This window comes from Mycobacterium xenopi, from assembly GCF_009936235.1.
GTDB lineage: Bacteria > Actinomycetota > Actinomycetes > Mycobacteriales > Mycobacteriaceae > Mycobacterium > Mycobacterium xenopi.
The window spans coordinates 442,115-468,236 of sequence record NZ_AP022314.1 but is presented as its reverse complement, the minus strand read 5'-3'; the positions used below and the strand labels follow the sequence as shown (position 1 = coordinate 468,236).

The window sequence follows — 26,122 nt, the reverse complement described above, 5'->3', positions numbered from 1 at the left end:
GCGCTGGCCTCGTCTCGCGTTGCGCGGCATGGCAACATGAACCGCAACGATGGCAAACCGGGAGGACCGTCTGTGAGCAAGGGTGATCGTACGAATTCCACTAGCAGGGCCCAGCACAAAGACGGGGTGCCCGGCACTCTGACCACGATCCCCTTGACTGATCCGCACGCCTCACCCGTCGAGCCGTCGATCGGCAACCTGGTCAAGGAAGCGACGGCCCAGGTTTCCACGCTGGTTCGCGCTGAAATCGAGCTGGCCCGCGCCGAGATCACCCGCGACGTCAAAAAAGGCCTCACCGGTAGCGTCTTTTTCGTCTCGGCGCTGGTGGTGTTGTTTTATTCGACGTTCTTTTTCTTCTTCTTTCTTGCCGAGCTGCTCAACACGTGGCTGTGGCGGTGGGTTTCGTACCTGATCGTGTTCGGCCTCATGGTCGTGGTCACCGCGGTGCTCGCGCTGTTGGGTTACCTGAAGGTCCGCCGCATCCGCGGGCCGCGCCAGACCATCGAATCGGTCAAGGAAACCCGCACCGCGTTGGCGCCCGGCCACGAAAAAGCCGAACCGCGGGCGGTCACACCGCGGGGCGCCACGCCCGCCGATCCTTCGGGTTGGTAGATGGCGCCACCGGATCCGTCGGTAACCCGTATCGACGGGCCATGGCGGCACCTGGACGTCCACGCCAACGGCATCCGGTTTCATGTCGTCGAGGCAGTTCCGGCCGGTCACGACGCGACCACGCCCCCGTCGGCGCGACCGCTGGTCATTCTCCTGCACGGCTTCGCCTCGTTCTGGTGGTCCTGGCGTCACCAGCTGCGCGGTCTGACCGGAGGCCGTGTCGTCGCGGTCGACCTGCGCGGCTACGGCGGCAGCGACAAGCCGCCGCGCGGTTATGACGGCTGGACGCTGGCCGGCGACACCGCGGGACTGATCCGCGCGCTCGGGCACTCTTCGGCCACCCTGGTCGGCCACGCCGACGGTGGACTGGTGTGCTGGGCGACCTCGGTGCTGCATCCGCGGCTGGTGCGCGCCATCGCGATGGTCAGCTCGCCGCACCCCGCCGCGTTGCGACGGTCGGCGCTGACCCGGCGCGACCAGGCCCGGGCCCTGCTGCCGACCTTGTTGCGCTATCAGGTGCCGATTTGGCCGGAGCGCGCGCTGACCCGAAACGACGGCGAAGAAGTCGAGCGTCTGGTGCGCAGCCGTGCCTGCGCGAAATGGCTTGCCTCCGAGGACTTTTCCGAAACTATTGGCCATCTGCGGGTGGCTATCCAAATTCCGTCGGCGGCACACTCGGCGCTGGAATATCAGCGGTGGGCGGTGCGCAGCCAACTGCGCGACGAGGGCAGGCGGTTCATGAAGTCGATGAGCCGACAACTGGGCATCCCGGTGCTGCACCTGCGCGGCGACGCCGATCCCTACGTGCTAGCGGACCCGGTTGAACGCACTCGGCGCTACGCGCCGCACGGTCGTTACGTATCCGTCGGCAACGTAGGGCATTTCGGTCACGAAGAGGCGCCGGAGGAAGTCAACCGGCACCTGATCCGGTTTCTCGAGCAGGTACACAGACCCCGGATCAGCTGACGCAGGCCCCGGTGCCGACCGGCTGGGTGTCGCCGATCCTGGAGAGCTGCCCGGCTACCTCTTTGGCCGTCAGCACAAAACCGGTGTCGGGGTCGTCGACAGCCGCGCCGAACACGACGCCGAGCACGTTGCCGTTGAGGTCTATCAGTGGTCCTCCTGAATTCCCTTGTTCCACAGTGGCTCTGATCGTATAAACCTCGCGGGTGACGGTGGCGTTGCGGTAGATGTCGGGACCGCTGAGCTCGATGATCTCCCGGATTCTGGCCGGGGTTGCCACGAAGTCGCCGCCGCCCGGATAACCCAACACCAGCGCGTCGGTACCGGTTTTCGCCGCCGCGTCGGCGAAGGCCAGCGGCCCGGCCGGCAGGTTGGGCACGGCGAGGATCGCGATGTCGACCGACGGGTCATAGGACACGACGGTGGCGTCGTAGGGGTTGCCGCTGGCGGCCACGGTGACGCTGTTCGCGCCGGCGACCACGTGCGCATTCGTCATCACCCGCTGCGGGGAAAGCACAAATCCGCTGCCCTCCAACACTTTCTGGCAACCGGGAGCGATGGCACGGATTTTGACCACACTGGGCTGGGTGGCGGCAACCACCGGGTTGTTGGTGATCGCAGCATCCGGCGCCGCGACTGCGACGACCGGTGTGCGGCTGAACGGTTCTAGCACGGCGGGCAGACCGGAGGTGTCCAGCAGCGCCGACATCCGCTTGGGCACCGTCTTGAGCCAGCTGGGGGCGACCTGGTTGACCTCGGCCAGTACCCGCGACCCGCGCACGGTTGCGGCGAGGGCCGGCTGATCCTTGGACTCGGTCAGCGGCGTGGCCAGCAGCCACGCCGCTACCAGCACCACCACCAGTTGCACGGCCACTCCCACCAGCGAGTCGACGAATCGAATTGGGCGGCTGCGGATCGCGCCACGCACCGCGCGGCCCAACACCACACCGGCGATTTCGCCGACCACGACCAACGACAGGATCAAAAACAGCGCGGCGAATAGTTTGGCCCGCGGCGCGCTGATGTGCGTGACGATGTGCGGGGCCAGCAGCACACCGGCGACGGCGCCCAGCATCACGCCGACGAAGGACAGCAGCGAGCCCATCGCGCCTGAGCGCCAGCCCGAGATCGCGGCGATGAATGCCACTGCGAGCACCGCGATGTCCAGCCACTGGGAGGAGGTCATCGAGCTCATCGCGGTGTCCCGCCCTCGTCGCCGACCAGCGCCATCGCCGCGTCCAACTCCAGCACATTGCCGGTGTCCCAGGGCTGCGCCCAGCCGGCCACATCGAGCATCGCCGAGATCACCTGGCCAGTGAATCCCCACACCAGCATCTCGTTCAACAGGAACGCGGGTCCGGCGAAGCGCCGGCTGTGCGGACGGCGATACACCATCAGCCGGTTGGCCGGGTTGATGAAGGCACGCACCGGAACCCGGGCCACCACCGCGGTTTCGGCTTCGTTCACCACGGCGACCGGCCCAGGATCAGGTGAGTAGGCCAGTACCGGGACAACGTGAAAACCCGAGGGCGCGATGAAGGTTCGCTCCATGGTCGCCAGCGGACGAAGCCGGCTGGTGTCGATACCGGTCTCCTCGTGGGCTTCCCGCAGTGCGGTGGCCACCGGCCCGTCGTCGTCGGGATCGCATGCGCCGCCGGGGAATGCGGCCTGTCCCGCGTGGTGGCGCAACGTCGAAGCTCGCACCGTCAACAGCAGATCGGCCTCGTCGGGAACAGCGCCGTCCACCGGTGCCGACTCCGGCCCGGAGAACAGCACCAGCACCGCCGCGTCGCGCCCGTCGCCGCGCAGGTTCGCCGTCGCCTTGGCCGCCGTCACCAGGGCCAACACGTCGGCGGGCAGCCGACGCCGATACGCGTCGGGCACCCGACCGACGTTGTCGACCAGCGGGCGCAGCCAGGCCGGGCCGACGTCAGGCGTCAGCGAAACCGCTGCGCTCACCGGCACCTCCTCACCGATCCGGCTCCCCGACCGCTGCCGCGATCTCGTCGGCACTGGCGAAGGCTCGCGGCAGCGTCTGCGCAACGCTACCGTCCGGCCGCAATACCACCGTCGCGGGCATCACATTTGGGACTCGCAGCGCCGCAGCCACCCGCCGGCGACCGTCCTGAAACGTCGGCAGCCGCACACCCAACTCGGCAAGCCGCAGCAAGGCGGCCGTTTCGTTCTCGTCCTGATGCACCGTCACCACCGTGACCGCGGGCCCGGCGCGGCGTTGATATTCGGCCATCGCCGGCAATTCGGTTGCGCAGGGACCACACCAGTAGGCCCACAAGTTCAGCACCACCCGGCGACCGGCCAGCGATTGTGCGACATCGACAAGCGCACCGTCCGCCGCGCATTCCACCACCACACCGCGCAGCGCACCCGATTCGGGAGTGCCGGTAGCGGCGGGGCAGGGCGGGAGACCGGCGCGCTGCCGGGGCCTGGCCAGCGCCGCCGGGGTATCGGCGTCGCGGTGTTCGCGGCCACCGGTCAGCGGGCCGGACGACACCGACACCCCTGGCGGCGACGAGCTCTCGCGCAGCGCGAGCACCAGCGCCGCAGCCAGGGCGGCCACCACCACCAGGACCGCGATGGTCCAGCGAGTGGTCCGGTCGGCAAGAGCGCTCATCACGCCGTGCTACAGGCCGGCAAGGGCCAACAGATGCTCGGTTTCCGGGCCTTGCACCAGGGCGGCCGCCTCCAGCGGCTCGGTGGGCCCGGCCCCAAACGACGGACAGTCCTTGGCCAGCACGCACACTCCGCACGCCGGTTTGCGGGCATGGCACACCCGGCGGCCGTGAAAGATCACCCGGTGGCTCAGGTCGATCCATTCGCTGCGTTCGATGAGCTCGCCGACCGCGTGCTCCACCTTGACCGGGTCTGTTTCGCTGGTCCAGCGCCACCGTCGCACCAGACGCAGGAAGTGGGTGTCGACGGTGATTCCCGGAATGCCGAACGCGTTTCCCAGGATCACGTTGGCGGTTTTGCGACCGATACCCGGCAGCGATACCAGCTCGTCCATCGTGGCGGGAACCTCGCCGTCGAACCGCTCCACCAGCTCTTGTCCCAGGCGGATCAGCGCTGTCGCCTTGTTGCGGTAGAAACCGGTGGGGCGGATGAGGTTTTCGAGTTCTTCGCGATCCGCCTGCGCGTAGTCCAGCGCGGTCTTGTACCGGGCGAACAGCGCCGGCGTCGTCAGATTCACCCGCTTGTCGGTGCTCTGCGCCGACAAGATCGTGGCCACCGTCAACTCCAGCGGCGTGGTGAAATCCAACTCGCAATACACGTGTGGAAAGGCTTGTGCCAGTTTGCGATTCATACGGCGAGCCCGTCGCACCAAGGCGGTGCGGGTCTCTGAGGCCCAGCGCCGGTCGGCGGCGGCGTCCGGCACCACAGCTGCTCGGGTGGAGCGCCGAGAGGTCTTACCCGCTGTCACCTTCGACAGAGTACTGATTTGTGATCCCACTGAGACATTCGCCGTGTTTACTTGCACCTTGTGTCTTGGTTGCTCGTGGCCTTCGTCCCGGCATTGCTGATGCTTGTGACGTTCGGGCTGGCCCGACTGGAGGCCAGATTGGCCAATGACACGGTAACCGCCAAGGATGTTGCCGAGTTTCTCGAGCAGGCCGAGGCCGACGACGTCAATACGTTGGCCCGAGACGGGATGCCCGAGGCGTTAGACCACATGCACCGCCGGCAAAGCGAGCGCCTCGCCGATCCCCCGGTTGCCGCGGTCAGCCGCAACAAACACCACGCGGACCCGTTTTACCGGGCCGCATTCGCCGTTCCCGAAGAGCCGGGCTTGCCGACCCGCCGGCATCGGCATTCACGACCGAATCCGCAGTTTAGGCCGACTCGACATGCAAATCCTGTGTAGCGTTGGCACGTTGAACGAATGGCCTAACCTCTAGACTCGCTTCAGCAGCCGGTTAGAGGTTGGCCAGCCTGGCGACAATGCGGGCCGGTGACGGCGCGAGGCGAAGCCGGGCAATAAACCTGCGCCAATCAGATTGACAAGAGCTAAAGGGGCAACGTGGACGAGATCCTGGCGAGGGCCGGAATCTTCCAGGGGGTCGAACCCAGCGCCGTCGCCGCGCTGACCAAACAATTGCAGCCCGTCGACTTCCCGCGCGGACACACGATTTTCGCGGAAGGCGAGCCGGGCGACCGGCTGTACATCATCATTTCCGGGAAGGTCAAAATCGGCCGACGTTCACCGGACGGCCGGGAGAATCTGCTGACGATCATGGGCCCGTCGGACATGTTCGGCGAGTTGTCGATCTTCGACCCGGGGCCACGGACCTCCAGCGCGACCACCATCACCGAAGTGCGTGCGGTGTCGATGGACCGCGACGCGCTGCGGTCGTGGATCAAAGATCGTCCTGAAATCGCCGAGCAGCTGCTGCGGGTGCTGGCCCGGCGGCTGCGCCGCACCAACAACAACCTCGCCGACCTGATCTTCACCGACGTGCCCGGCCGGGTCGCCAAGCAGCTGCTGCAGTTGGCCCAGCGGTTCGGCACCCAAGAAGGCGGGGCGATGCGGGTCACCCACGACCTGACGCAGGAGGAGATCGCCCAGCTGGTGGGCGCATCACGGGAAACGGTGAACAAGGCGCTGGCCGATTTCGCCCATCGCGGTTGGATCCGCCTGGAAGGCAAGAGCGTGTTGATCTCCGACTCCGAACGGCTGGCCCGCCGAGCGAGGTAGCTGCAACGCGAGACAGAAGCTAGGGCCGTGATCGCCGCGGGATTTGCGACCCTGGCTTCTGTCTCGCGTCGTTCATCGGCGTAGGTAGTTCAGCTGCGCTTGCACGGACCATTCGGCGGCGTCCCAAAGTTCCTCGCCGACGTCGGTGTAGACGTGCTCGACGACCTGGCGCGCGGTGGCGTCGTCGCCGAGTTGGGCCAACGCCGACCGGACCTGGTCCAGCCGCTGCTCGCGGTGGGCCAGGTATTCGGACGCAACGGCCTGCAAATCGGGCCGCTCCGGCCCGTGACCGGGCAACACGGTACGACGGCCCAGCGCCTGCAGCCGACGCAGCGACTCCAGATAGTCGCCCAGGTCGCCGTCCTCGGTGTCGATGACGGTGGTGCCGCGGCCGAGCACGGTATCGCCCGTCAGCACCGCGTCGTCGAGCACGAACGACAGGGAATCGGCGGTATGGCCCGGGGTGGCCAGCACCGTGATCGTCAACCCGGCGACGTCGATCACCTCGCCGTCGGTCAGCTGCCCGCCGAGGCCGCGCAGGAATCCGCTGCCCACCGAGCGCACCGGGGCACCGGTCGCATCGACCAGCTTGTCGATGCCGTCGGTGTGATCGCCGTGCCGGTGGCTGATCAGCACCAGTGCGATGCGGCCAAGCGCGGCGACCTTCCCGATGTGCTCGTCGTCGTCCGGACCGGGATCGACGATCACCAACTCGTCGCTGCCGCGACCGCGCAGCACCCAAGTGTTGGTGCCTTCGAGGGTCAGCAACCCGGGATTGTTCGCCAGCAGCACCGACGCGGTCTCGGTGACCGGGCGCAGTCGACCGTAGGCCGCCGCCGTCACCGGACCTCGACCACCAACTCGACCTCCACCGGCGCGTCCAGCGGCAGCTCTGCCACGCCGACCGCCGAGCGGGCATGAACGCCGTTGTCGCCGAATACTTCACACAGCAGGTCCGAAGCCCCGTTGACGACCCTGGGCTGGCCGTGAAAGCCGGGCGCCGAGGCGACGAAGCCCACCACCTTGACTACCTGGGTCACCGCGTCGATGCCCACCACCGAATCCACGGCCGCGAGCGCATTGAGCGCACAAATCCGGGCCAGACGAGCCGCTTGCTCGGGGCTGACCTCGGTGCCCACCTTGCCGGTTCCCGCCAGTTTGCCGGCCTCCATGGGGAGCTGGCCTGCGGTGTAGACGAGGTTGCCGGTCCGCACGGCCGGGACATATGACGCCAGCGGTCGCACCACTTGCGGAAGCGTGACGCCGAGCTGCTCGAGCCGGGCGGAGGCGGTCATTTAGGACGCTTCAGATAGGCAACATGCTGCTCACCGGTCGGCCCGGGCAGCACCGTGACCAGCTCCCACCCGTCGGCGCCCCACTGGTCGAGGATTTGCTTGGTGGCGTGTGTCAAAAGCGGGACGGTGACGTACTCCCATGCGGTCGGTTGCGTCATAGACCGAGCTTATCGGTCGGGCCGGGCGCGCCTCGGGCTAGCATGCGCTGGTGGGGAGCACACCAAGTAGCGGGCGTCCACTCGGCTGGCCGTCGCGGCTGCAGAAGGCCCGCTTGCACTTCGTGACCGGTAAGGGCGGTACTGGCAAGTCGACGATCGCCGCAGCGCTGGCGCTGACGCTGGCCTCCGGCGGACGCAAGGTGCTTCTGGTGGAAGTCGAAGGGCGCCAAGGGATTGCGCAACTTTTCGATGTGCCGCCCCTGCCCTACCAGGAGGTCAAGATCGCGACCGCCGAACACGGCGGCCAGGTCAACGCGCTCGCGATCGACATCGAAGCCGCGTTCCTGGAATACCTCGACATGTTCTACAACCTCGGCATCGCCGGCCGGGCGATGCGCCGCATCGGGGCAATCGAGTTCGCCACCACCATTGCGCCGGGTCTGCGCGACGTGCTGCTGACCGGCAAGATCAAGGAGGCGGTGGTCCGCGTCGACAAGAACCGCCTCCCGGTTTACGACGCGGTCGTCGTCGATTCGCCTCCGACCGGCCGCATCGCGCGGTTCCTCGACGTCACCAAGGCCGTCGCCGACCTTGCCAGAGGCGGGCCGGTGTATTCGCAGAGCGAAGGCGTGGTCAAGTTGTTGCACTCCGAGCAGACCGCCGTGCATCTCGTGACGCTGCTCGAGGCACTGCCGATGCAGGAAACCTTGGAGGCCATTGAGGAACTCAGCCAACTGAACTTGCCGATCGGCAGCGTGATCGTCAACCGCAATATCCCGGCCTATCTCGAGCCCGACGACCTGGCTAAGGCCGCCGAGGGGGTCGTCGACGCCGACGCGGTTCGGGCCGGTTTGGCCAAGGCCGGAATCCACTTGAGCGACGCCGACTTCGCTGGCCTGCTCACCGAGACCATCCAACACGCCATCCGCATCACCGCACGTGCGAAGACCGCAGAAGAGCTCGACCAGCTCAACGTCCCGCGGCTTGAGCTGCCCAGCGTCGCCGACGGTGTCGATCTCGGCAGCCTCTACGAGCTATCGGAAAGCCTTGCCCGACAGGGGGTTCGATGAGCGTTACGCCGCCAAAACTGGATATTGGCGCCATGCTGGCCGACACCACCAATCGGGTCGTGGTCTGCTGCGGCGCCGGCGGGGTCGGAAAGACCACCACCGCAGCGGCGATGGCGTTGCGCGCCGCCGAGTACGGCCGCACCGTGGTCGTGCTGACCATCGACCCCGCCAAGCGACTCGCACAAGCCCTGGGAATCAACGACCTTGGCAATTCGCCGCAGCGAGTTCCGCTGGCTCCCGAGGTGCCCGGCGAGTTGTACGCCATGATGCTCGACATGCGCCGCACGTTCGACGAAATGGTAATCCAGTACTCGGGACCCGAACGGGCGCAAGCGATTCTGGACAATCAGTTCTATCAGACCGTCGCTACGTCCCTCGCCGGAACCCAAGAGTACATGGCGATGGAGAAGCTCGGCCAGCTGCTGAGCCAAGACCGTTGGGACTTGGTGGTGGTCGACACTCCCCCGTCGCGAAATGCGCTGGATTTCCTGGACGCGCCGAAGCGGCTGGGCAGCTTCATGGATAGCCGGTTGTGGCGCCTGCTGTTGGGGCCCGGCCGCGGCATCGGGCGCCTGGTGACCGGGGCGGTCGGCTTGGCGATGAGAGCCCTATCGACGGTTCTTGGCTCTCAAATGCTCTCCGACGCAGCTGGTTTCGTGCAATCTCTGGACGCGACATTCGGCGGCTTTCGGGAGAAGGCCGACCGCACTTATGCGCTGCTGAAGCGGCGTGGCACTCAGTTCGTGGTGGTCTCTGCGGCCGAGCCGGACGCGCTACGCGAAGCGGCGTTCTTCGTCGATCGACTGTCGCGCGAGCAGATGCCGCTGGCCGGGCTGATCTTGAACCGCACCCACCCGATGTTGAGTGCACTACCGGCCGAGCGGGCAATCGACGGCACCGAAACACTCGACGCGGCCGAACCCGACGACTCCACGGCGTTGGCCCGTGCGGTGCTGCGAATCCACGCGGAGCGGGCCCAAATCGCTAAACGAGAAATCCGGTTATTGTCCCGATTCACCGGCGCTCATCCGCACGTGCCGATCGTCGGCGTGCCGTCGCTGCCATTCGAAGTCTCCGACCTGGAGGCGTTGCGGGCACTCGCCGACCAGATGACGTCGGTGCAGACCGATCAGGCAGCCGGAGCCGGCTAGCCCGCCGTCAGCCCGCGCTGCGCTGCTTGCGTTGGGCAGCGAAGAACTCGGCCCAGGACACCACCTCGGGGTGTTGCTTGAGCAGGGCCCGGCGCTGGCGTTCGGTCATCCCACCCCAGACTCCGAACTCAACGCGGTTATCCAGGGCGTCGGCTCCGCACTCCAACATCACCGGACAATGCCGACAGATCACCGCGGCCTTACGCTGCGCGGCTCCGCGGACGAAAAGCTCGTCGGGGTCGGCCGCACGACACAACGCCTTGGATACCCACGCGATGCGGGCCTCAGCGTCGGTGCGGCGGACAGTGTTGGGTGCGGGTGCTGTCGTCGTCTTGCGCGCCGCGGACCGTGTACCTGACACCAGCGCTTCCCCTTCGCTCTGGCCACCGTGGCGGCGGCAACGTGCTGGTTAGGCCGCAATGCGATCTGGGCCACACTATGCACGTCGGTGTTACCTGAATCTCACTGTCCGTCTAAGTTAGGTGGTCAGGTGTCATTTGCGCAACAGTTCAATAGCGGCTTTTTTGGCACAACCGTGCCGTCCGATCATGATGAGCCCTCCCACCAGCATGGCGACAAGCCGATCTTGAGCTGACCGGTGACGCCAGGGACAATATCGGCGAAGCCCCACCAGTCGTTACCGGCGGGGCTCACTGGCAGGCGTCGTTACTGTGGTACCCATGTCGGAGCGTCCTTCGACCGGCGTTACGGTCCTCAAGCTGGCCGGATGCTGCCTGCTGGCCGCGGTCGTGGTGGCGGCGCTGCTGTTCCCGATCGCCGGTGGCATCGGCCTGATGTCCAACCGGGCTTCGGAGGTCGTCGCCAACGGCTCGGCCCAGCTGGTCCAGGGCGACGTGCCGGCGGTGACCACCATGGTGGACGCGAAGGGCAACACGATCGCCTGGCTGTACTCGCAGCGCCGGTTCGAGGTGCCCAGCGACAAAATCGCCAACACGATGAAGCTGGCGATCGTTTCGATCGAGGACAAGCGGTTCGCCGAACACAACGGCGTCGACTGGAAGGGCACACTGACCGGGCTGGCCGGTTACGCGTCCGGCGACGTCGATACCCGTGGCGGTTCGACGATCGAACAACAGTACGTGAAGAACTATCAGTTGTTGGTGCTCGCCCAGACCGACGCCGAGAAGCGCGCGGCCGTGGAGACCACGCCGGCGCGTAAGCTGCGCGAAATCCGGATGGCGCTCACCCTGGACAAGACGTTTTCCAAGCCGGAGATCCTGACTCGCTACCTCAACCTGGTGTCGTTCGGCAACGGTGCGTTCGGTGTGCAAGACGCCGCCCAGACCTATTTCGGTGTCAACGCCTCCGAGCTGAACTGGCAGCAAGCGGCGCTGCTGGCCGGGCTGGTGCAGTCGACCAGCGCACTCAATCCCTACACCAACCCACAAGGTGCGCTGGCACGTCGAAACCTGGTGTTGGACACCATGATCGAGAATCTGCCGCAAGAGGCCGACGCGCTGCGCGCCGCCAAAGCGCAGCCGCTGGGGATCTTGCCGCAACCCAACGAGCTGCCGCGGGGCTGCATCGCCGCCGGCGATCGCGCCTTCTTCTGCGACTACGTGCAGGCGTATTTGGCCCGGGCCGGGATCAGCAAAGAGCAGATCGCCAGGGGCGGCTATCTGATCCGCACCACGCTGGACCCCGAGGTCCAAAGTTCGGTCAAGCAGGCGATCGACAGCATTGCCAGCCCGGATCTGAACGGGATCGCCAGCGTGATGAGCGTGATCAAACCGGGCAAGAAGTCGCACAAGGTGCTGGCAATGGCCAGCAACCGCAGATACGGGCTCAACACCGAGGCCGGTGAAACCATGCGGCCACAGCCGTTCTCGCTCGTCGGCGACGGCGCCGGATCGATCTTCAAGATTTTCACCACCGCCGCCGCGATGGAGATGGGCATGGGCATCAACACCCAGCTGGAGGTGCCGCCCAGATTTCAGGCCAAGGGCATGGGCAGCGGCGGCGCCAAGGGCTGCCCGAAGGAAACCTGGTGCGTGGTCAATGCCGGGAATTACCGCTCACCGATGAACGTGACCGACGCGCTTGCCACCTCGCCCAACACCGCGTTCGCCAAGCTGATTTCGATGGTCGGGGTGCCGCGCGCGGTGGACATGGCGGTGCGGCTCGGGCTGCGCTCCTACGCCGACCCTGGCAGCGCCCGCGACTACGATCCCGACAGCAACGAAAGCCTCGCCGACTTCATCAAGCGCCAGAACATCGGGTCGTTCACCCTGGGCCCGTTCGAGCTCAACGCGTTGGAGCTGTCGAACGTCGCGGCGACCCTGGCATCCGGCGGCGTGTGGTGCCCTCCGAATCCCATCGACAAGCTCGTCGACCGCGACGGCAACGAGGTCGCCGTCAACGCCGAGCCCTGCGATCAGGTGGTGCCCGAGGGTCTGGCCAACACGCTGGCCAACGCGCTGAGCAAGGACAGCCAGGCTGGGGGCACGGCGGCGGGTTCTGCCGCGGCGGCGGGCTGGAACCTGCCGATGTCCGGCAAGACCGGCACCACCGAAGCGCACCGGTCGTCGGGCTTCGTCGGATTCACCAACCAGTACGCGGCCGCCAACTACATCTACGACGACTCCAGTTCACCGTCGGATCTGTGTTCCTTCCCGCTGCGGCGCTGCGGCAGTGGGGATCTCTTCGGCGGCAACGAACCGGCCCGCACGTGGTTTACCGCGATGAAGCCCATCGCCACCAAATTCGGCGAGGTGAAACTGCCCCCGGTCGACCCGCACTACGTCGAGGGCGGTCCCGGCTCGCGGGTACCCAGCGTGGTAGGTCTGGACTTGGATGCCGCTCGCCAGCGTCTCAAAGAGGCCGGTTTCCAGGTCGCCGATCAGCCCACGCCGGTCAACAGCAGCGCGAAGTACGGCGAGGTGGTCGGCACCTCGCCGAGCGGGCAGACCATCCCGGGCTCGGTCATCACCATCCAGACCAGCAACGGAATCCCGCCTGCGCCGCCTCCGCCGGAGAACGGCCCGGTGCCGATCGGATCGACAACCGTGGAGATTCCAGGTTTGCCGCCGATCACCATCCCGCTGCTGGGCCCCCCGCCGCCCGGTGAGCCGCCGCCGCCGTAGGGTGTTCCGCGCGCTGTCATCTGCCCAACGGCAGTAGGCTGCCTGCATGCCTGCCGCTCTGAAAACTACCGGCGCCGTCGCGCTCGGCACGGCCGTCGCCGGCATCGGTTACGCGTCGATCATCGAGCGCAACGCGTTCGTGGTGCGTGAGTTGACCATGCCGGTATTGACTCCGGGCTCGTCGCCGCTGCGGGTACTGCACATCAGCGACATCCACATGCGGCCCAATCAGCGTCGCAAGCAGGCGTTCCTGCGCGAGCTGGCCGCCTGGGAGCCCGACCTGGTGGTCAACACCGGTGACAACCTGGCCCACCCGAGAGCGGTCCCCGTGGTCGTGCAAACCCTCGGCGAGCTGCTATCCCTGCCCGGGGTCTTCGTCTTCGGCAGCAACGACTACTTCGGGCCGCGGTTGAAGAACCCGCTGAACTACCTGACGAACCCGGATCATCGCGTCCATGGGCAACCGCTGCCGTGGCAGGACTTGCGGGCAGCGTTCACCGAGCGCGGCTGGCTGGACCTCACCCACAACCGTCGCGAGTTCGAGGTGGCCGGCCTGCACATCGCCGCCGCAGGAGTCGACGACCCACACATCCAGCGGGACCGCTACGAGACGATCGCCGGCCCGGCCAGCTCGGTCGCCAACCTGCGGCTGGGGCTGACACACTCGCCGGAGCCGCGAGTGTTGGACCGCTTCGCCGCCGACGGCTACCAGTTGGTGTTGGCCGGGCACACGCACGGCGGGCAGGTGTGCCTGCCATTGCACGGGGCCGTGGTCACCAACTGCGGTTTGGACCGGTCCCGGGTGAAGGGGCCGTCGCGCTGGGGTGCGACGATGCGCCTGCACGTGTCGGCCGGGATCGGGACCTCGCCGTATGCCCCGCTGCGGTTCTGCTGCCGACCAGAAGCCACGCTGTTGACGTTGATCGCGGCACCGATCGGCGGTCGTGACTCGAGCCGCAGGCGTGGCCGGTCGCAGCCGACCGTGTCGGTGCATTGACGCCGCCGACCCGTGTCGCGGTTCGCAGCCGCCCACGCGGCTGGACCGACAACGCGATCCGGCTGATCGAGGCCGACGCCCGTCGCAGCGCCGACACCCATCTGCTGCGCTCGCCTGGGCCGGGGACGTCGACGTCGCGCTGTATCTCAAAGACGAGACCACGCACATCAGCGGCGGACACAAACGGCGGCTGGCGCGGTCGCTGTTGGGCCGTTCATCGCCGTGATGCCGACGTCGGCCAGCGCGTCTAAGGTGGCCTTGGTCGAATCACAGGGCGGCCGTTGCCATTTCGTCGAGCACGCCAGCCGGATTTGCGCTGCGGCAGAACGCGTCGCCAAGAAAACCGGCGGTCAATTTCTGGATCAGCTCACCAACGCCGAGCGGGCCACCGATTGCGCGAGGAAGACCACCCCTCCCGGAAAGGGGGTCGGCACCGGCGGGACCAGCGCGACGATCGGCCGCTACATCCGCTACCGGCGCCACGCCACCCGACTATCTGCTGTGGATCCGAAAATTCGGCGTTCTCCCCCCTACACCGAGTGCCGCTATGACAGTGTGTTCACTGCGTCGTCGAGCATCGACGGGATCGGTCGGCAGCGGGTTGAGCCGTCGTTTCTGCCTGATCGAATGGTTTCGGTGCCCGATGCGGCGTCAATTGCTGCGGCACCCCGCTATACCGACACTTACTTCTGCGGCGAATGGGTTGCCGCGCAGGGGCTGGATCCGAGCGAACGCTGCGGTGCCTGGGAATGATCCCAGGCATTGTCGACTTCATTCTCCGGTGCGGTTAGCAACAGCCACAGCACTGCAAGCCCAAGCAGCCCACCAAAGACCACGGCGCCCAAGACCGTCATGACATTCTCGCTTCCCTTGCCTGTGGTTAGTCTGCTCAACGCCACTGACAAAACAGCTGTTCCGGGGCGGATTGTGGGGTATTTCGCTCCCCGGCCCCGCTGTGATCTGCCACACGCCACGGCCTAGCTTGGGGATCGGGTACCCGAGGCGTCTCGGACCGGCTCGACGCGATGGCGCGGTTTGGCCAGCCCGCGGGCCGGTGCGATAGGCTGTCGTGGCTTGAAGCGGGGTGTGGCGCAGCTTGGTAGCGCGCTTCGTTCGGGACGAAGAGGCCGTGGGTTCAAATCCCGCCACCCCGACTCGCCATCGCTGGTGACAGACACACATGGCTTGACAGCTTGCTGCGGCGGCGCCTAAATGGTTCCGGCGCTTAAGATGCCATCAGGCCGCGGTTCTCCTCAGCGGTAAACGTCCCCGAGGCCGGCGGTTGCGGATGCGGATCGCGCAGCGGCGGGTCACCCCACCAGACGCGGGCACACAACACCGAGGTCATCAACAGCGCGCCGGTCGCCATTGCCGCGACAAACGTCACCTGAGGAATCAGCGCGGCCATGATGCCGGCGACGACGCCCAGCCCGAAACACGCCGCACTGAGCTGGCTGGCCAGCCGTCGGCCGCCCCGATTCATTGCCTCCCAGTCGGCAACCGCCTCCTGGCGTTGGGCGAGGTCAACGAAAGTAGGGTGCCGCCACGCCCATGACGCGCCCATGTCCGCAAAGTGTAGTCGGGGTGCTTGCACAAACACCTCGAAACACCGCCGCACCCATGACAGGCGCCAGGATGGAGCTGAAATTCCCCGATGCAGCTCCAAGGCGGATCGGGCGGCTTACGACTCCGCGGCACGCCGCGGCAATGGGCGACGCGATCTTTCTTTCTCTGGCCCCCATCGTTGGCGACTCGCCGTCTAAGCCTAAATCCGTGGATGGTTCCGGTGATTTGATCGGCGTGTGAACAGCGAAAATGCCTTCTGAACTGGGACAATACGAGTGCTGAGGCCGCATTTGTCCATAGTCCGGGAAGGCACTTTCGATGCACTCATCGTATACGTTCACCACCGGATCGGCGGTGTTTGACGAGCAGAATCTGCTGTCGGCGGCCGGGTTGGTGCCAGTGCTGGAACTGGCTGAGCAGACCGGTCTTTCGGAATTGATCAACGAGCGCGTGGATCTGCCGTCGACTCGGGTGAAGTCCGGCGCGGTCAACCCGGCTGGCAAGCTGACCTCGATCGTCGCCGGGATGATGTGCGGCGCGGACAGCATCGATGATGCCAATGTGCTGCGCGCCGGCGGCACACCCCGGGTGTTCAACGAGGTATATGCCCCATCGACGTTGGGGATCTTTTTGCGCGAGTTCACCTTCGGGCATACCAAACAACTCGCCGCAGTGGCCCGCGAGCATCTGATCGCACTGGCGGCGCGCACCCCGCTGCTGGCTGGCGCCGACGAGCGGATGTTTTTGGACATCGACTCGCTGCTGCGCCCGGTCTACGGCCACGCCAAGCAGGGCGCCTCCTTCGGTCATGCCAAGATCGCCAGCCGCGCGCTGCTGCGGCTGGGCCTGTCCCCACAGATCACCACCATCTCCACGGCGACCGCCGCGCCGGTGATCGCCGAGGCGCAGCTACGGAGCGGCAAAGCCGCCTCCGGGCGCGGTGCCGCATACCAGCTCAAGCAGGCGATCACCACCGCGAAAGCGATCAACCCCGACGCGCCGATCCTGGTGCGCGGCGACTCAATGTTTGGCACCAAGAAAGTGATCACCACCTGCATTCAGCGAGGCGCCGAATTCTCCCTGTCGATCAGCCGCAACAAGCGCATCAACGCCGCGATCGCCGCCATCGACGAGGCCGCCTGGACCCCGGTGCACTACCCGGGCGCGGTCGAAGACCCCGACACCGGGGCGTTGATCTCCGATGCCCAGGTCGCCGAAACCCCCTACACCCTGCGCCTGGCCCGCGGCCGAACACTGACCGTGCGGCTGGTAGTGCGCCGGGTCAAAGACGCCCGCCACCTGGATGCGTTGTTTCCGGTGTGGCGCTATCACCCGTTTGTCACCAACTCCGCGCTGCCGGTCGACCAGGCCGATATCACCCACCGACGCCACGCCATCATCGAAACCACCTTCGCCGATTTAATCGACGGCCCACTGGCACACATCCCGTCGGGGCTGTTCGCGGCCAACTGCGCCTGGCTGGCCTGCGCGGTGATCGCCCATAACCTGCTGCGCGCCGTCGGCACCCTCGCCGGTGGCCACCATGCCGTGGCCCGCGGGGCTACCCTGCGCCGCGACCTGATCAACATCCCGGCCCGCTTCGCCGCCCCGGCCCGCAAACCAATGCTGCACCTACCCGCCCACTGGCATTGGCGAGCCAGATGGAAGGCCCTGTGGCACAACGTCATCGGTTACCCGATCGCGCAACCCCGCGCCGCCTGACCCCACCTTCCAAGCCCTGTCCGCCCCGCCATCCCAGGCCCGACCCAAGGAACCCAAAGGAAAGCTGGTACAGGCCAGCGGATCACCCACGCCCCACCGCGCCACACTCGGCCGCATCCCAAAACAACCGCGTCGACGGCAACACGAAATCACCCATCCACGGATTCAGGCTAAGACCATCAACCGGTGGGTAATACCTCTTCTTGACGTCCGGCTGCGACTTAGGGAAGAGGTGTGCGATGGCAAGCGCTACGGTTGCCGACTTCGTGTTGGAACGCCTGCGCGATTGGGGCATCGAGAAGGTTTTCGCGTACGCGGGTGACGGGATCAACGGCCTGCTGGCGGCTTGGGGCCGCGCGGAAAATCGACCGAAATTCGTGCAGGCCCGCCACGAGGAGATGTGCGCGTTCGAAGCGGTCGGCTATGCGAAATTCAGCGACCGGATCGGGGTCTGCGCCGCCACGTCTGGCCCCGGCGCAATCCATCTGCTCAACGGTCTTTACGACGCCAAGCTCGACCGGGTACCGGTGCTCGCCATCGTCGGCCAGACCAACCGCAGCGCAATGGGCGGCTCCTATCAGCAAGAAGTCGACTTGATGAGCCTCTACAAAGACGTGGCCAGCGACTACATACAGATGGTGACGGTGCCCGAGCAGCTGCCCAATGTGCTGGATCGCGCTATCCGCACCGCACTGACCAGACGCGCGCCGACGGCGGTGATCATCCCCGCCGACGTCCAGGAACTGGAGTACTCCCCACCGACGCACGAGTTCAAGATGGTGCCGTCCAGTCTGGGGTTCGAGTGGCCCGACGTCGAGCCGTCGAAGACAGGATTGCAGCGGGCCGCCGACGTGCTCAACGCCGGAGAACGTGTCGCCATGCTCGTCGGCTGCGGTGCACGCGGGGCGATCCAGGAGGTGAGCGAGATCGCCGACATCCTTGGCGCCGGCGTCGCCAAGCCACTGCTCGGCAAGGACGTGCTCTCCGATGAATTGCCATGGGTAACCGGCGCGATCGGGCTGTTGGGCACCCGTCCCAGCTATGAGCTGATGCGTGATTGCGACACGCTGCTCACCGTCGGCTCAAGTTTCCCTTATACCCAGTTCCTGCCGCCGTTCGGCCAGGCCCGGGGCGTGCAGATCGACATCGACCCGGCGTTGATCGGCATGCGGTATCCGAACGAGGTGAACCTCGTCGGTGACGCGGCGGCGACGCTGCGCGCGCTGATCCCGTTGATACAGCGCAAGTCTGACCGTTCCTGGCGCCAAGCCGTGGAAAAGAACGTGCGGCGGTGGTGGGAAACCATGGCGATGGAAGCCGACGTGTCCGCTGATCCGATCAACCCGATGAAGCTGTTCGCCGAGCTGTCGCCGAAGCTGCCCGACAACGCGATCGTCACCGCTGATTCTGGGTCCTCGGCCAACTGGTATGCGCGACAGCTAAAGTTCCGTGGCAACATGCGCGGCTCGCTGTCGGGAAATCTCGCCACGATGGGCCCCGGCGTGCCCTACGGCATCGGCGGCAAGTTCGCCAACCCGGACCGCCCGGTGATCGTGTTCGCCGGCGACGGCGCGATGCAGATGAACGGGATGGCCGAGCTGATCACGATCGCGCACTACTGGAAGGAATGGACCGACCCGAGGCTGGTCGTCGCTGTGTTGCACAACAACGACCTCAACCAGGTGACCTGGGAGATGCGTGCGATGGCAGGTGCACCGAAATTCGCTGAGTCGCAGACGATTCCGAATGTCGACTATGCCGGTTTCGCCGCGAGCCTGGGTTTGGGTTCGGCGACGTTGACCGATCCCGGTCAGATCGCCTCGGCGTGGGATCAGGCACTGGGTGCTGACCGCCCGACGGTGCTCGACGTGCATTGCGACCCGAATATTCCGCCGGTGCCGCCGCATGCCACCTTCGACCAGATGAAGGCCGCTGCGATGTCGGTGCTCAAAGGCGACGAGGATGCGTTCGGAATCCTGCGCGAGGGCATCAAGGTCAAGGCACAGGAGTTTCTGCCGCACCGCGACAAGAGCCGCACCTGAGGAGCCTACGGAGGGTCTTCGTCGTCTCCTCCCTCCCGGAGCAGTTTCTCCGGGTGGTGGAAGAAGTTGACCCGCGGCTGACCGCGATCCAGATGCGGTGGTGGAATCCATTCGGTCAGACCGTCTTTGCGTTTGCGGGTGCGCCAGCCGCCGGGCTGGACGATGCGGTGCTGGACGCGGCAGGCCAGGGTCAAGTCGTCGACGTCGGTGGTCTTGGATCTCGCGTAACCGGTGACGTGGTGCACCTCGGTGAAGTAGGCAGGCACCGTGCAGCCGGGTGCCGAACAACCGCGATCCTTGGCGTACAACACAATTCGCTGCGCGGGCGAAGCCAGGCGCTTGGTGTGATATAGCGCTAGCGCGCGGCCTTTGTCGAAGATCGCCAAATAGTGATGGGCGTGGCTAGCCAGGCGGGCCACATCGCTCATCGGCAACAGCGACCCGCCGGCGGTGAGTGCTGTGCCGGCGCCGGCCTCCAGCTCACTGAGCGTGGTGGTCACGACGATGGATGCGGGCAACCCGTTGTGCTGACCGAGTTTTCCGCTGGCCAGCAGCGCCCGCAGCCCGGCGTTGAGCGCATCGTGGTTGCGCTGCGCGCCCGAGCGGGTGTCGCCGTCAATGGCTTGCTTGGCTGGGCGCGCCGTCCACGCAGGCCGCCTCGTCGGCGGGGTGGCCATGCCGGGGGCGGCGAGCTTGGCCAGCACCGCTTCCACGGTGGCACGGGCTTCGGGGGTCAGCCACCCCCGAATCGGGCTCATGCCGTCGACGTCTTGGCTACCCGGCGTCAACCCGCGGCGGCGGGCCCGATCCTCATCGGTGTAAATCCCGTCGGGGTTAATGCAGTCGGCGAGCTTGACCACTTGGTCCGGGCGAAACTGGGATCCCTGGCGGGCCAATTGGGCTTCGGCGCGCTGGCGGGTCGGCTGGTCGACCCAGCTGGGCAGCTGCTTGGCAAAACCGGCGAATCACCGTCACATGCTCGGCACCGATCTTGCCTGCGCGTTGGGCTGCAGCGGTGGCGGCCAGCAGCGGCGGCAGCGGTTCACCGGTCAGCGCGGTGCGTGGCCCCAGGTCGGCGGCTTGGCGGATGCGCCGCGCGGCCTCGGTTCGGCTGACCAGTACCCACTCGGCCAGCGCATGCGAAACTTGCCGCCGAGTTCTTCGGCGCTGGCCTGACGGCCGATCTCGTTGATCAACGGATGCTCGACGGCCGGCAGCCGACACCGCACCCGCTCACAGCGGTCCAGTGCGAACCGCTCGGGGGTGGTCAACGCATCGCAGCTCAATTCGAGCACCGCGTCCAGCGCTGCCTCCAGCGCGTCGAACTTCTCGACGATCTCCTCACGACTGCTCGAACGCATGAGCGAATACTAGCCTCGGCGCCTGACAGAACCGGCCTCCGAGCAGGCAACTTGGGGAGCAAACCCCGAGTGTGGAGGGCCGAAAGATCGACGCAGAAGTGTGCCTGAGGCGCGGCGAAATCCTCGGTTGCGACGCGGTCACAGATCCGTACCGGTTGGCACCCCACTGATCACAAAAACCTCTTTGATCACTATCGTCACATCAGTTGCCCGCTGACGTCGATGGGGGATGTTTTGCCCCCACTGAAAGGTGTGACGTGTCGCCGGTTCCCCGAATTGTGTCGGTATCGGCGGTGTCGGCGCTCGCTGTCGGGCTCATCGTCGCCACCGGCCCTGCGCCGCCGGCGGCCGCACTGCCCTGCAGCGCCCCTGAAGCCAACGTCGATCCTCCCGCCGTCACCCCAGCGGCGCCACCGCCCGCGCCGGTCGTCCGCCCGCCGACCGGGCGCCTCGCCTCGGCGCGAACGAGCGTGCACCGCTGCCCAAGTTGGGCCCGCTCATTTCTTCTCTGCTGCACCCAAGAGCGCCGGTGCGTCAACAAGCGGCGGTGATCCCGCCCGGGCCCAACCCGCCCGGTGCGGGTAATCAGCAACCCCCGAATGCGGCGCAGTTGAACCCGAACGCGGCTCCGGGCCAGCCCGAAGCCGCGCCGCCCGCCTCCATTGCGGGCGCCCCGACATCGCTTGTCGAGTGGGTGACCGGACCCAACGGCCCAAACAAGACCCTCGACCGTTTCGGCATCTCCGGGACCGACCTCGGAATCCTTTGGGACAACGGCGATCCCGTGAACCGTCAGGTGCTCATGGCCTTCGGCGACACCTTCGGCTATTGCCGCCTGCGCGGCCAGCAATGGCGCTACAACGTGCTGTTCCGCAGCCAAGACCGCAATCTGTCCGACGGAATCACCGTGCCGGCCGGCGTTCCTAACGACAGATACTCCGGCTCGCCCATGCAGCAACCGAACTTCTCCAAGCAGGTGCTGCCGGGCATCAAGTGGGCGTCCCAGGAGGGAATGATTCCGACCGCCGGCATCGCCATCGGCAGAACGCAATACATGAACTTCATGTCCATCAAGCAGTGGGGCCGCGACGGCGAATGGTCGACGAACTACTCAGCGATCGCGATGTCGCCGGACAACGGCCAGAACTGGGGGATCTATCCGGGGACCGTCCGCGCGTCGTCTCCGGACAGCGTGCCGGGCGCGCGCTATGTTCCGGGAAACGAGAACTTTCAGATGGGCGCGTTCATGCGCGGCAAGGACGGCTACATCTACTCGTTTGGAACCCCGTCCGGCCGCGGCGGTCCGGCTTTTCTAGCGCGGGTACCCCCGAACTTCGTGCCGGACGTCACCAAATACCAGTACTGGAACGGCGACCACAATGCATGGGTCCCCAACAATCCCGGTGCGGCGACGCCGGTTTTCCCCGGCCCTGTGGGTGAAATGTCGGCCCAATACAACGACTACCTCAAGCAATACCTGGTGCTCTACACCAACGGAGGCAGCAACGACGTCGTGGCAAGGACCGCGCCTGCCCCGCAAGGGCCATGGAGCCCCGAGCAAGTGCTCGTATCGTCGTTCCAGATGCCTGGCGGCATCTATGCGCCCATGCTGCATCCCTGGTCGACGGGTAAAGACCTGTACTTCAATTTGTCGCTGTGGTCGGCATACGACGTGATGTTGATGCACACGGAGCTGCCCTAGGCAGCCCCACCCCGTTTGACCGGTGCCGAAATGGGGGTACCTGATCCGGGTGACTGGTGCGGTGACCGAACTCGAACCTTCGCTTCCCGCGGCGCACGGCCCGCTGTCGATGGCGGTTCGCCGCTGTCTCACCGAGCCCGCTCCCCGCGGTCAGCTCACCCGGGTTGGCGCCTCGGTCCGCGATTCGGACCCTTACAGCCTTGATCTGCAGCTGGCGTTGTACATGTGCTACGAGCTGCACTACCGGGGCTTCGCCGGCGTGGACCCCACTTGGGAGTGGCATCCGGCGCTGTTGCACCTGCGCGCCCAACTGGAGCGAGTCTTTCTTTCCGGGATTCGTCGCGACGTCGGGCCGATCGACCCCGACCACACAGCGATGGCCGAAATGGATGCTCTATCAATCGAACCCGTCGTCGGTGAAGGTCCGTCGTATTATCTGCGCGACACCGGAACCTGGGAGCAGATGCGTGAATACTTCGTGCATCGCTCGCTGTATCACCTCAAAGAGGGGGACCCGCACGCGTGGGCGATCCCCCGCCTGACCGGGCAAGCCAAGGCGGCATTCGTCGCGGTGGAGTTCGACGAGTACGGCGCTGGCCGCGGTGCACACCTGCACCAGCAACTCTTCGCGGATTTGATGGCCGCAGCCGAATTGGATTCGACGTATCTGGGTTATCTCGACACCGTTCCCGCCGAGTCGCTGGCGGTCGTGAACCTGATGTCGATGTTCGGGCTGCACCGTTGGCTGCGCGGGGCGTGTATCGGCCATTTCGCGGCGACGGAGATCACCTCACCTCCCGGATCGCGGCGACTGGTACAGGCCCTGCAGCGGCTGGGTGCGCCGCAAGCGTGCGTCGCGTTTTACCGCGAGCACGTCGAGGCCGACGCGGTGCACGAACAGGTGGTGCGTCTCGACGTGGTCGGTGACCTGGTGGCCGCAGATCCGCGCCTGGACCGTGATGTGGTGTTCGGGATGCGCGCCCACGCTGTCGTGGAAAACCGCTTGGCCGACACCATGGTTGCGGCGTGGAAGGCCGGCCAAACGTCGCTACGACGTCCGCTGAGCTGACAGCGCTCGCCGGCATTGCCGGTGGCTGGTGTCGCACAGCGGATAGTTCTTGCTGCGCCGGCACATGCACACGGCCACCATGAATCGATCGGATTCCACGACGGCGCCCTCCGGCGTTTCGATGCGCACGGGACCGGAAATCAGCAGCGGGCCGTTGGCAACCATGCGCACCAGCGTCGGTTTGGCGCGGGTCATGGCTTGTCCGCCCGGATCACGACCAGTTCGTCTTCGCGGCACCCACGCGGCACCCGACCGGTGTCCTCTAACCACCCAGCCCGCGCAGACAGCACCGGGCCGAACGGAATCCACTGCGACGCCACGATATCTGCGCTCAACCCGTGCGACTGCAGAATGTCCAGCGAGCGTTCGGCATCGGCGATCACCGACTGCACCAGCAGCATGGAACCGCCGTCGCACAACAGGTTTGACGTCAAAGCGCACAGTGGATCGAGCACGAGTCGCCCGTCGGGACCGGCGTTCCACGCCCACGACGGACCGGCGGCGGAGTCGATGTAGCGGGAGTCGTCGACCGGCGGGGTGGGCACATAGGGCGGATTGGACACGATCACGTCGAACGGCGCACAGCCAAGCGCGCCAGTCCACGACCCTTCGCGAACGTCGACGTCGACCCCAGCGTCCACCGCATTGCCCCGAGAACACCGCACCGCGTGCGGGCAGATATCGAATGCGGTGACGCTGGCAGCATTCAGTTCGGCCGCAGCGATGGCGACCACCCCACTGCCGGTGCACAAGTCGAGCACGCGACGACCCGGCACCAGGGCACTGCGTTCCATCGCGTCGATGAGCAGAAGCGAATCATGTTGCGGTGGATATACCCGGTCGGCAGTCCTGAAATCGCCGGGGGCGGCGTAACTGGTGGTCACGTGGGCCTTTCGAGTCGTCGCCGCGGCGGTCACGGCTTCAGCCGTGACTATGCCCGTAAACCGCGGGGTTGAAACCGTCCGGCAGGATTTACGCCCCAGTGGGCGCGTGCGCGAACTTCTCGACAATCGTCGAGCAGAACGCCGGCAGGTCGCGCGGTGAGCGGCTGGTGATCACATTCCCGTCGACGACGACCTCTTCGTCGACGACGTTGGCACCGGCGTTACGAAGGTCGGTGCGGATGCTTTGATACGACGTCAGCGTGCGCCCGGCCGCCACGCCGGCTTCCACCAGGGTCCACGGGCCGTGGCAGATCGCGGCGACCGGCTTGCCGGAGCCGACGAAGTCGCGCACGAACGCAACAGCGGAACTGTTCATCCGCAGCTTGTCCGGATTCACCGTGCCGCCGGGCAGCACCAGCGCGTCGAACTCGTCAACGGACACATCGGATACCGCGCGATCGACCCGAACCGTTCCCGCCGGCTCCAGGTCATGGTTGCGTGCCTGAATCTCACCGGTTTTCAGCGACAGCAACTCGGTGTGCGCGCCCGCGTCTTCCAGGACCGCACGTGGTTGCTCCAGCTCCACTTTCTCCACGCCGTCGGCGGCGAGAAACGCAATTCGCTTGCCCTGCAATTGATGATGGGACATGCTGTGCTCCTTTGTTGGATCAGGCTTGTTGGTCCTCAGCGCTGCCGTTGCCAGATGCGTTGCGCAGCGCGGTAAGCAGCGGTTCGGCGGCCTCCTTGAGGAAGAGGTCCTGAGACTCGCCGCCGATTTGCACGACGGCGACATCGGTGAAACCGGCTTCCCAGTACGGGCGCACCGCGTCGACGATCGCGTCCAGGTCCGGCCCGCACGGGATGGCGTCGGCGACGTCCTCCGGGCGCACGAACTGCGTGGCGCCGGCGAATCCGGCCGTGGTGGGCAGGTCCGCGTTGACGCTCCATCCGCCGCCGAACCAGCGAAACTGGTCGTGGGCGCGGTGCACAGCGACATCGCGGTCCGGGTCCCAGCACACCGGTATCTGGCCGACCACGCGACCACCGCCGGCCAGGCCGCTGGCCTGCCGCGTTGAATGCCACCCGGCGACGAGTTCGCCGTTGGGCTCCACCGCGATCAGATGGTCGGCATCGGTGCCGAGCTTCTCGATCGCCTTCTTGCCGCCCATCGCGACCGCGATGTCGACCGGCACCTCAGGCAGGTCCCACAGCCGGGCCGAGTCCACCTGGTAGTAGTCGCCGCGCCAGTTGACCAGCACGCCGGACAGCAACGCGCGAATGATCTGAATGGCTTCGCGCAGCATCTCCTGGCGGCGCACGACCGTCGGCCAGCCCTTGCCGACGACATGCTCGTTGAGGTTCTCGCCGCTGCCCACCCCCAGGGTGAACCTGCCGTCGGCGAGGATCTGCAGGGTTGCCGCCTGCTGAGCGACGACCGCCGGGTGATAACGCATCGTCGGGCAGGTCACGTAGGTGTAGAGCTCGACGCGTTCGGTGGCGTGTGCCACTGCACCCAGCACCGTCCAGGCGTTGGGTGCGTGTCCCTGCGACGCCAGCCACGGCGAGAAGTGATCACTGCAGACCTCGAAGTCGAAACCTCGCTCTTCGGCTGAAATCGCGTACTGCACAAGGTCTTTGGGACCGCTTTGCTCCGTCATCAACGTATAGCCAAATCGGGTCATACGCACACGGGTACCCAGGCGCGACGGGCGCAA

At 66.3% G+C, this 26,122-nt stretch carries 24 protein-coding genes, 1 tRNA gene and 3 pseudogenes; 14 read left to right on the top strand and 14 right to left on the bottom strand.

Annotated elements, in window-relative coordinates:
• Positions 1-72 precede the first annotated feature (72 nt).
• A complete protein-coding gene (locus tag MYXE_RS01910) occupies positions 73-612 on the top strand; it encodes a phage holin family protein (RefSeq protein WP_003921621.1) in 540 nt (179 codons plus the stop codon).
• A complete protein-coding gene (locus tag MYXE_RS01905) occupies positions 613-1,578 on the top strand; it encodes an alpha/beta fold hydrolase (RefSeq protein ID WP_003921620.1) in 966 nt (321 codons plus the stop codon). It begins immediately after the preceding gene.
• On the opposite strand, the gene marP is transcribed toward MYXE_RS01905, so the two are convergent.
• From marP to nth, 4 genes are read right to left on the bottom strand one after another with little or no spacing between them, the layout of a single operon-like run.
• On the bottom strand, positions 1,571-2,761 hold the full coding sequence (marP, locus tag MYXE_RS01900) for an acid resistance serine protease MarP (protein WP_003921619.1): 1,191 nt from the start codon (positions 2,759-2,761) through the stop codon (positions 1,571-1,573). The genes MYXE_RS01905 and marP overlap by 8 nt on opposite strands.
• A gap of 5 nt (positions 2,762-2,766) precedes the next feature.
• Positions 2,767-3,552 (bottom strand): NUDIX hydrolase, encoded by a 786-nt coding sequence (locus tag MYXE_RS01895; protein WP_172468575.1) that lies wholly within the window; start codon positions 3,550-3,552, stop codon positions 2,767-2,769.
• Positions 3,545-4,207 (bottom strand): TlpA disulfide reductase family protein, encoded by a 663-nt coding sequence (locus tag MYXE_RS01890; RefSeq protein WP_003921617.1) that lies wholly within the window; start codon positions 4,205-4,207, stop codon positions 3,545-3,547. The genes MYXE_RS01895 and MYXE_RS01890 overlap by 8 nt, the downstream gene beginning before the upstream one ends.
• Before the next feature lie 9 nt (positions 4,208-4,216).
• The gene (nth, locus tag MYXE_RS01885) at positions 4,217-4,897 is read right to left on the bottom strand and encodes an endonuclease III (protein ID WP_112650066.1); all 681 of its coding nucleotides are present in this window, start codon (positions 4,895-4,897) and stop codon (positions 4,217-4,219) included.
• A gap of 216 nt (positions 4,898-5,113) precedes the next feature.
• On the opposite strand from nth, the gene MYXE_RS01880 reads away from it, so the two are divergent.
• Both MYXE_RS01880 and crp read left to right on the top strand, forming a co-directional pair.
• On the top strand, positions 5,114-5,455 hold the full coding sequence (locus MYXE_RS01880; protein ID WP_232061800.1) for a hypothetical protein: 342 nt from the start codon (positions 5,114-5,116) through the stop codon (positions 5,453-5,455).
• A gap of 156 nt (positions 5,456-5,611) precedes the next feature.
• Positions 5,612-6,286 (top strand): cAMP-activated global transcriptional regulator CRP, encoded by a 675-nt coding sequence (gene crp, locus MYXE_RS01875; RefSeq protein ID WP_003921614.1) that lies wholly within the window; start codon positions 5,612-5,614, stop codon positions 6,284-6,286.
• A gap of 72 nt (positions 6,287-6,358) precedes the next feature.
• On the opposite strand, the gene MYXE_RS01870 is transcribed toward crp, so the two are convergent.
• From MYXE_RS01870 to MYXE_RS01860, 3 genes are read right to left on the bottom strand one after another with little or no spacing between them, the layout of a single operon-like run.
• Positions 6,359-7,129: an MBL fold metallo-hydrolase gene (locus MYXE_RS01870; protein WP_003921613.1), complete on the bottom strand. Its 771-nt coding sequence runs from the start codon at positions 7,127-7,129 to the stop codon at positions 6,359-6,361.
• Positions 7,126-7,581: a RidA family protein gene (locus tag MYXE_RS01865; RefSeq protein ID WP_085194928.1), complete on the bottom strand. Its 456-nt coding sequence runs from the start codon at positions 7,579-7,581 to the stop codon at positions 7,126-7,128. Before MYXE_RS01865 ends, MYXE_RS01870 begins: the two co-directional genes overlap by 4 nt.
• Entirely contained in the window at positions 7,578-7,739 is a 162-nt protein-coding gene (locus MYXE_RS01860; protein ID WP_003921611.1) for a DUF4177 domain-containing protein, read from the bottom strand. Before MYXE_RS01860 ends, MYXE_RS01865 begins: the two co-directional genes overlap by 4 nt.
• A gap of 47 nt (positions 7,740-7,786) precedes the next feature.
• Between MYXE_RS01860 and MYXE_RS01855 the strand changes: the two genes are divergently transcribed.
• Together MYXE_RS01855 and MYXE_RS01850 are read left to right on the top strand one after the other, a co-directional pair.
• Positions 7,787-8,809, top strand: coding sequence for an ArsA-related P-loop ATPase (locus MYXE_RS01855; protein WP_112650002.1), 1,023 nt, complete (start codon positions 7,787-7,789; stop codon positions 8,807-8,809).
• Positions 8,806-9,960, top strand: coding sequence for an ArsA family ATPase (locus MYXE_RS01850; protein WP_003921609.1), 1,155 nt, complete (start codon positions 8,806-8,808; stop codon positions 9,958-9,960). The genes MYXE_RS01855 and MYXE_RS01850 overlap by 4 nt, the downstream gene beginning before the upstream one ends.
• A 7-nt stretch (positions 9,961-9,967) precedes the next feature.
• On the opposite strand, the gene MYXE_RS01845 is transcribed toward MYXE_RS01850, so the two are convergent.
• On the bottom strand, positions 9,968-10,321 hold the full coding sequence (locus MYXE_RS01845; RefSeq protein ID WP_003921608.1) for a WhiB family transcriptional regulator: 354 nt from the start codon (positions 10,319-10,321) through the stop codon (positions 9,968-9,970).
• A gap of 319 nt (positions 10,322-10,640) precedes the next feature.
• Between MYXE_RS01845 and ponA2 the strand changes: the two genes are divergently transcribed.
• From ponA2 to MYXE_RS01825, 4 genes and pseudogenes are all read left to right on the top strand, one after another.
• Positions 10,641-13,064 carry a transglycosylase/D,D-transpeptidase PonA2 gene (ponA2, locus tag MYXE_RS01840; protein WP_085194922.1) on the top strand — a complete coding sequence of 808 codons (2,424 nt, stop codon included), beginning with the start codon at positions 10,641-10,643 and terminating at the stop codon, positions 13,062-13,064.
• A 46-nt stretch (positions 13,065-13,110) separates the two neighbouring features.
• Positions 13,111-14,061, top strand: coding sequence for a metallophosphoesterase (locus tag MYXE_RS01835; protein ID WP_085194920.1), 951 nt, complete (start codon positions 13,111-13,113; stop codon positions 14,059-14,061).
• Positions 14,058-14,814: pseudogene (locus tag MYXE_RS01830) on the top strand (pyridoxal-phosphate dependent enzyme). Before MYXE_RS01835 ends, MYXE_RS01830 begins: the two are co-directional and overlap by 4 nt.
• A gap of 327 nt (positions 14,815-15,141) precedes the next feature.
• Positions 15,142-15,215, top strand: a tRNA-Pro gene (locus MYXE_RS01825).
• A 71-nt stretch (positions 15,216-15,286) separates the two neighbouring features.
• On the opposite strand, the gene MYXE_RS01820 is transcribed toward MYXE_RS01825, so the two are convergent.
• Positions 15,287-15,625 (bottom strand): hypothetical protein, encoded by a 339-nt coding sequence (locus tag MYXE_RS01820; RefSeq protein ID WP_139821147.1) that lies wholly within the window; start codon positions 15,623-15,625, stop codon positions 15,287-15,289.
• 320 nt (positions 15,626-15,945) lie between these two features.
• Here MYXE_RS01820 and MYXE_RS01815 point away from each other — a divergent pair, with 320 nt between their 5' ends.
• Both MYXE_RS01815 and MYXE_RS01810 read left to right on the top strand, forming a co-directional pair.
• A complete protein-coding gene (locus tag MYXE_RS01815; protein WP_085193969.1) occupies positions 15,946-17,349 on the top strand; it encodes an IS1380 family transposase in 1,404 nt (467 codons plus the stop codon).
• A gap of 239 nt (positions 17,350-17,588) precedes the next feature.
• A complete protein-coding gene (locus MYXE_RS01810; protein WP_085195985.1) occupies positions 17,589-19,391 on the top strand; it encodes a thiamine pyrophosphate-requiring protein in 1,803 nt (600 codons plus the stop codon).
• A 5-nt stretch (positions 19,392-19,396) separates the two neighbouring features.
• On the opposite strand, the pseudogene MYXE_RS01805 reads toward MYXE_RS01810, so the two are convergent.
• Positions 19,397-20,752 (bottom strand): annotated as a pseudogene (locus MYXE_RS01805) (HNH endonuclease signature motif containing protein).
• A 257-nt stretch (positions 20,753-21,009) separates the two neighbouring features.
• Here MYXE_RS01805 and MYXE_RS01800 point away from each other — a divergent pair.
• Both MYXE_RS01800 and MYXE_RS01795 read left to right on the top strand, forming a co-directional pair.
• Positions 21,010-22,454: pseudogene (locus MYXE_RS01800) on the top strand (DUF4185 domain-containing protein).
• Positions 22,455-22,563: 109 nt separating this feature from the next.
• The gene (locus MYXE_RS01795) at positions 22,564-23,523 is read left to right on the top strand and encodes an iron-containing redox enzyme family protein (RefSeq protein ID WP_112650067.1); all 960 of its coding nucleotides are present in this window, start codon (positions 22,564-22,566) and stop codon (positions 23,521-23,523) included.
• Here the strand turns inward: MYXE_RS01795 and MYXE_RS01790 are convergent.
• The 4 genes from MYXE_RS01790 to MYXE_RS01775 form a co-directional block, all read right to left on the bottom strand.
• On the bottom strand, positions 23,503-23,718 hold the full coding sequence (locus MYXE_RS01790; protein ID WP_085195991.1) for a CDGSH iron-sulfur domain-containing protein: 216 nt from the start codon (positions 23,716-23,718) through the stop codon (positions 23,503-23,505). The genes MYXE_RS01795 and MYXE_RS01790 overlap by 21 nt on opposite strands.
• Positions 23,715-24,407: a HemK2/MTQ2 family protein methyltransferase gene (locus tag MYXE_RS01785; RefSeq protein ID WP_085195993.1), complete on the bottom strand. Its 693-nt coding sequence runs from the start codon at positions 24,405-24,407 to the stop codon at positions 23,715-23,717. The genes MYXE_RS01790 and MYXE_RS01785 overlap by 4 nt, the downstream gene beginning before the upstream one ends.
• A gap of 88 nt (positions 24,408-24,495) precedes the next feature.
• Positions 24,496-25,056, bottom strand: coding sequence for a type 1 glutamine amidotransferase domain-containing protein (locus MYXE_RS01780; RefSeq protein WP_085195995.1), 561 nt, complete (start codon positions 25,054-25,056; stop codon positions 24,496-24,498).
• A gap of 19 nt (positions 25,057-25,075) precedes the next feature.
• Complete coding sequence (locus MYXE_RS01775; protein WP_085195997.1) at positions 25,076-26,089, bottom strand: LLM class F420-dependent oxidoreductase; 1,014 nt, start codon at positions 26,087-26,089, stop codon at positions 25,076-25,078.
• Positions 26,090-26,122 lie beyond the last annotated feature (33 nt).

Excerpts from the sequence above, each read along its gene's own strand:
- MYXE_RS01905 (WP_003921620.1), top strand. The coding sequence starts at position 613 with ATGGCGCCACCGGATCCGTCGGTAACCCGTATCGACGGGCCATGGCGG.
- marP (WP_003921619.1), bottom strand. The coding sequence starts at position 2,761 with ATGACCTCCTCCCAGTGGCTGGACATCGCGGTGCTCGCAGTGGCATTC.
- MYXE_RS01890 (WP_003921617.1), bottom strand. The coding sequence starts at position 4,207 with ATGAGCGCTCTTGCCGACCGGACCACTCGCTGGACCATCGCGGTCCTG.
- nth (WP_112650066.1), bottom strand. The coding sequence starts at position 4,897 with ATGAATCGCAAACTGGCACAAGCCTTTCCACACGTGTATTGCGAGTTG.
- MYXE_RS01880 (WP_232061800.1), top strand. The coding sequence starts at position 5,114 with ATGCTTGTGACGTTCGGGCTGGCCCGACTGGAGGCCAGATTGGCCAAT.
- MYXE_RS01865 (WP_085194928.1), bottom strand. The coding sequence starts at position 7,581 with ATGACCGCCTCCGCCCGGCTCGAGCAGCTCGGCGTCACGCTTCCGCAA.
- MYXE_RS01860 (WP_003921611.1), bottom strand. The coding sequence starts at position 7,739 with ATGACGCAACCGACCGCATGGGAGTACGTCACCGTCCCGCTTTTGACA.
- MYXE_RS01850 (WP_003921609.1), top strand. The coding sequence starts at position 8,806 with ATGAGCGTTACGCCGCCAAAACTGGATATTGGCGCCATGCTGGCCGAC.
- ponA2 (WP_085194922.1), top strand. The coding sequence starts at position 10,641 with ATGTCGGAGCGTCCTTCGACCGGCGTTACGGTCCTCAAGCTGGCCGGA.
- MYXE_RS01835 (WP_085194920.1), top strand. The coding sequence starts at position 13,111 with ATGCCTGCCGCTCTGAAAACTACCGGCGCCGTCGCGCTCGGCACGGCC.
- MYXE_RS01820 (WP_139821147.1), bottom strand. The coding sequence starts at position 15,625 with ATGGGCGCGTCATGGGCGTGGCGGCACCCTACTTTCGTTGACCTCGCC.
- MYXE_RS01815 (WP_085193969.1), top strand. The coding sequence starts at position 15,946 with ATGCACTCATCGTATACGTTCACCACCGGATCGGCGGTGTTTGACGAG.
- MYXE_RS01810 (WP_085195985.1), top strand. The coding sequence starts at position 17,589 with ATGGCAAGCGCTACGGTTGCCGACTTCGTGTTGGAACGCCTGCGCGAT.
- MYXE_RS01795 (WP_112650067.1), top strand. The coding sequence starts at position 22,564 with ATGGCGGTTCGCCGCTGTCTCACCGAGCCCGCTCCCCGCGGTCAGCTC.
- MYXE_RS01790 (WP_085195991.1), bottom strand. The coding sequence starts at position 23,718 with ATGACCCGCGCCAAACCGACGCTGGTGCGCATGGTTGCCAACGGCCCG.
- MYXE_RS01780 (WP_085195995.1), bottom strand. The coding sequence starts at position 25,056 with ATGTCCCATCATCAATTGCAGGGCAAGCGAATTGCGTTTCTCGCCGCC.
- MYXE_RS01775 (WP_085195997.1), bottom strand. The coding sequence starts at position 26,089 with ATGACCCGATTTGGCTATACGTTGATGACGGAGCAAAGCGGTCCCAAA.